Source organism: Gemmatimonadota bacterium (assembly GCA_026702745.1).
Classification (GTDB): Bacteria; JAAXHH01; JAAXHH01; order JAAXHH01; family JAAXHH01; genus JAAXHH01.
The window spans coordinates 1-4,776 of sequence record JAPPBT010000085.1 but is presented as its reverse complement, the minus strand read 5'-3'; the positions used below and the strand labels follow the sequence as shown (position 1 = coordinate 4,776).

At 62.6% G+C, this 4,776-nt stretch carries 3 protein-coding genes and 1 riboswitch; all 3 genes read left to right on the top strand.

What is annotated here, in order from left to right; genetic code table 11:
- A partial coding sequence (locus OXH56_14710; GenBank protein ID MCY3556562.1) for a MucB/RseB C-terminal domain-containing protein occupies positions 1–626 on the top strand: 626 nt, incomplete at its 5' end.
- Between the two features lie 171 nt (positions 627–797).
- Positions 798–2,159, top strand: a complete 1,362-nt coding sequence (locus tag OXH56_14705) for a TolC family protein (GenBank protein MCY3556561.1) — start codon at positions 798–800, stop codon at positions 2,157–2,159.
- A gap of 32 nt (positions 2,160–2,191) precedes the next feature.
- Positions 2,192–4,381, top strand: a complete 2,190-nt coding sequence (locus tag OXH56_14700) for a hypothetical protein (protein MCY3556560.1) — start codon at positions 2,192–2,194, stop codon at positions 4,379–4,381.
- Positions 4,382–4,537: 156 nt separating this feature from the next.
- A riboswitch (TPP riboswitch) is annotated at positions 4,538–4,634 on the top strand.
- Positions 4,635–4,776: the final 142 nt, after the last annotated feature.

The window sequence follows — 4,776 nt, the reverse complement described above, 5'->3', positions numbered from 1 at the left end:
CGGGCCTCGTGATGCGCACGGAAGAACGTAACGAGGCGGGCGTACTGGTCGAAGAAGTCTTCCTGACGGCATTCGAGGAGGACCCGCGGATTTCACCGGACATCTTCGATACCGAGGAATGGACAGGCAAGTCCGTCGAAATCAACCAGGTCATTGCCTGCGGGTCCATCAGCGAAGTACAGAAAGAGGCGGATTTCAAGTTGAACGCCCCGGTCTACGTTCCACCGGGGTTCATCCTGCAGCAACGCCGTGTCATGCAGCACCACGGCCAACCGCTCGTGCATTTCATGTACAGCGACGGCCTCTCTCGCATCTCGCTCTTCCAGCGGATCGCTTCCTCTGAATCGTCGCACCGGTCTCCCAGGGGCACGCCCGAATTGCACGGCGACGTGCGTGTGTGGGAACGAGGCCCCTATTCCATTCTGCGACGCCATTACGACGGAAAGCTCTTCACCCTGATCGGCGACGTGGCGGTAAGCGAATCCGTCGAGCTGCTTACTTCGCTCTGCACGATCAATCCGGCAGTCGCCGCATCCCCCGTTCCTGCGGGCTACACCTCGTGGATCGGTGCGGGCGCGGGACTCCTCGCGGTCGGCCTGTGGATACTCTGGCGTCGCCGCATGTGACGGGTTTTTGCCCTTCCTCCGCTTCTCAGTTACTCCGAAACCTTCCACGCTATCTGTGGTCTAACAGATAAACCGATCTGTTGCGCGGGATTTCGGTTAAAATTTCGTCTAATCAAATATAGGGAACTTCCATAAGAATCTTCTTCGTCCACCGTAACAAGGAGCAACTCAATGAAGACGCGACATGCCATCGGCTGGGCCGTCCTGATCACGGCCTGCCTGTTCACCCGGGGTGAAACGGCACTCGGGCAGGTCTCCGGATCCGCCGCGACCGCGGCCGGTCCGTACACGCTGGAGCAGTGTATTCAGATCGCAATGCAGAACAATCCCCAGATCGAGATCGCCCGGAAACAGGTGGAAGTCCGGCAGGCGGCCGTCCTGGGTTCTTATACGGGTGTCATGCCACAGTTGACCGCCAACCTGATGAACGCGAATCGGACGACTTCAGGCGATTCCCAACTCTTCCTCGAGGGCGAGTTGATCAGGGAGTCGCCGGGCAGCACCCGGACGAATTACGGCAACAACGTCTTCCTGCGCATGAATCTGTACAATGGCGGCCAGAACTGGAACGCGATCCGGCGTGACCGGCAGCTTGTAGACAACGAGATACTGGGGCAGGTAAGTACCGAAAACCAGATCACCGTGGACGTGAAGACCGGTTATTACGGCCTGCTGCGGGCCCTGCGGCTCAAGGAAGTGCAAGAAGAAAACGTCCGCCTTAACGAGGAACAACTTCGGCGGACCCAGAGCATGTACGAGATCGGTTCCGTGGCCCGCGTGGAGGTGCTGCAGACCACGGCCGCACTTGGCGCGGCGCGGATTACCTTGCATAACCGCCAGAAGGACGTACTGCAGGCCCGGACCGCGCTGGCCAACGTCATGGGCATCGGTTCCGGCGAGGTTTTCGAGATCATCGACCCATTGGAAGGCGGGGCGCTCGATACGACGGCGTCCATGGCCTTGCCGGATGCGCTTCGGATGGCCAACCTGACCAATCCCGCCATCCAGCGGGACGAGGGCGGCATCCGTTCCGCGATGATCGGGACCAAGTTGGCCCGGGGCGGACTCTGGCCGACGATATCGGGCTCCGTAGGTTACAGCCGGTCGGGCGTGCGTTTCCAGGACGTCTACGGCACCTATGACAAGAACTGGCGCCTGTCCTTTAACCTGAACCTCAGCATGCCGATCCTGAACGGCACGCAGACCTATGCCGAGATCTCACAGGCGCAGTCACAGCAGTTGATCGCGGAAGAAACACTGCGCCAGACCCGCAGGACGACCTCGCTGACCATCCGGAACGCCTTGCTCGACCTGGAAACGGCCCGGGAAGTCATCACGCTCAGTAATGACAACATCGTGGCTTCGGAGGAGAGTCTCCGGCTGGCTGAGGAGCGGTACCGGGTGGGATCCGGCACGCTGCTGGAAGTGTTTACGGCGCAGGAAGCCCTGGTCCGGGCGAAATCCGACCTGGCCGGCGCGCAGTACGATTACCTGATCGCCCAGGCCAGGCTGGACGGCGCCCTGGGAAAGTAGACACAACCGATCGTTAACACCGGAGCGCCCGTATGCCCGTGGATATCCAAACGGATTCCCTAATCTGGATCCTCATCGCCTTCATCCTCTCCGGTATCCTGATCTACGGGCTTTCCCGGCGGCTGTTCAGCCTGTTGTCACCGGCCCCCGCCTGGGGTCTCATCGGCCTGCGGATCGCGGCCGCCGCCGTGGCGCTGGCGGTCCTGAGCGATCCCGTCTCGAGAATGGTGCTGGAAAGGACCGAGTCACCCCGCCTGGCCGTGCTCGTCGACACCTCGGCGAGCATGGGTCTGACGGACCGGCTGGGCAGGCGGAACGATGTCCTGGCCTCGGTCCTGTCCGGCGACGCAATGCATGCCCTTGAAACCCGTCACCGTGTCCATCGTTACCGGTTCGCGGAAGACCTTTCGGCCCTGCCTGAAGGTGTAATCGATTCCCTCTCCACAGACGGCGCAGGTACCGACATCGGCGGCGCCATGTCCTTTCTCGAAGGCGGATCCGGCGCTGGCCGTTTCGCCGCCGCCGTCCTGGTCACCGACGGGAATTTCACCGCCGGGCGCGACCCGCTCAGGGTCGCCGAGGATATCGATATGCCCGTGTACACGGTGGGCATCGGCGACACGCTGGGCGTCCGGGACATCGGCGTCTCCCATTTGACGGTGAACGAAGTGGTTTACACCGGGAGCAACGTTCCCGTCGAAGTCGGCGTGCGCAGCCGGGGGTTCGGCAACGTGCGCATACCCGTCATCCTGCGGGAAGAAGGCCGCATCCTCCGAAGCGAGGAAATCACGCAGGATGACCGGGAAGAGGAACGGACCGTCGTTTTCCACGTCGTTCCCGAGACCGAAGGCGTTCACCGGTACCAGGTGGAAGTACCCGAACTGGATGGCGAGATCACCGCGGGGAACAATCGTCGGGATTTCGCGATCAAGGTGCTGAAATCCGGATTGCGGGTGCTGTATATCGAAGGCGCCCCCCGAGCCGACATGGGCTTCCTGAAGCGCTCTATGGAAAAGGACGCCAATCTGGAAGTGACCAGTATCCTGCTCCGGCCCGACGGACGGACCTTTCCCGAACCCATCCCGGCTTCGCGGGCGGACTGGTTCTCCTATGACCTCGTCATCCTGGGCAGCGTGGACTATGAACGCATTCGGCCGTGGGCGCCCTTCCTGGTAGCCTTCGTCGAGGAAAGGGGCGGCGGATTGATCGCCTTAGGCGGTCCCCACAGCTTTGAAATGGGTGGATACGCCGGAACACCCGTCGGTGATATGATGCCCTTCGGTATCGCCGCTTCGGCCAGGGGCCTTTCCGAAGCGTCCTTCGTACCTGACTTGACGTCAGACGGACGCACGCATCCGATTACCCGACTGGATGATGACCCGGCCGAATCGGAACAGCGCTGGATGGAACTGCCGCCACTGCCCGGGATGAACCAGGTCGGGCGCGCGAAACCCGGTGCGACGGTACTCGCAAGGCACCCTACCTGGCGGACCGAAGACGAGCGCACCCCGGTAATCGCCGAGCATCGTTACGGGCAGGGCCGGGTTCTCGGTATCGCCGCCCAGGGCCTGTGGCGCTGGGACCTGATGATGTGGGGCAGCGGCGGGACCAACGCGGCGTATGAAAGGTTCTGGAATAACGCCGTAAGGTGGATTACCGTGCGCGAGGGCAGCCGCAGGATACGCGTCGTTTCGGACAGGCTTCAGTACCACGGCGGTGAAACGATCCGCTTCAACGGTCAGATCTACGATGAGAACTACCGACCGGTCGAGGGGGCCGAACTGACCGTGGCCGTTCGCCCGGCGCAGGACGAAACGGGTACGCTTCAAATTAACCTCACTTCGACGGGACAGGGGTTCGGCCGTTACACCGGGCGCCTGCAGTTTCTGCCCGCGGGCGCGTACTCGTTCGAAGCGGCCGCCGCGCTGAGCGGCGTACCGATCGGGACCGACCGGGGGGGATTCATCGTGGGTGAAGCCGGCGCCGAGTTCGAGCGAACCCGTATGAACCGTGAACTGCTGGCCCGGCTGGCCGATATGACGGGCGGCGGTTTCTACCTGCCATCGGACATTGATCGCATGGCCAACGATATCGAGCTGGACGAGATCACTGTGCAGGAGTCGCGCACCGTCGCGCTCTGGAACCATCCCGGCGTGCTGGCGTTACTGGTCTGCCTGCTCGCGGCGGAATGGTTTTACCGGCGGCACCTGGGGATGGTCTGACCGACCGGGCGGCGCCGTGACGCCGGCGGATCGTCCGTCACGTAAGCGGACCCGACGGCGGACGGAACCGCGCCTGAGGGCGGTCCGGGCGGACCAGGCGGTCCAGGCGGCCCGGAAGAATCCGTTGACACGGCCATCCGCTTTCCATACACTTCCTGTTACCGTTAGGGGCGGCTCCTCGCGAGCCTGAGAATCACGACCCTTCGAACCTGACCTGGGTTATGCCAGCGTAGGGAAACGGCTGAACGAAGCCGTTTCGCCGAGAAACGGCTTTTTCATTGCCGGTGAGGGAGTGGCGGAGTTCCGTGGCGCAGCGATCGGACATAGTGGTCATCGGCGGCGGGATCATCGGTCTGGCCGTTGCGAGACGGCTGTGTCTCTCCGGCTGCACGGTC

What these genes read in the sequence shown, in the direction of transcription:
- OXH56_14705 (MCY3556561.1), top strand. Translation starts at nt 798, where the DNA reads ATGAAGACGCGACATGCCATCGGCTGGGCCGTCCTGATCACGGCCTGC.
- OXH56_14700 (MCY3556560.1), top strand. Translation starts at nt 2,192, where the DNA reads ATGCCCGTGGATATCCAAACGGATTCCCTAATCTGGATCCTCATCGCC.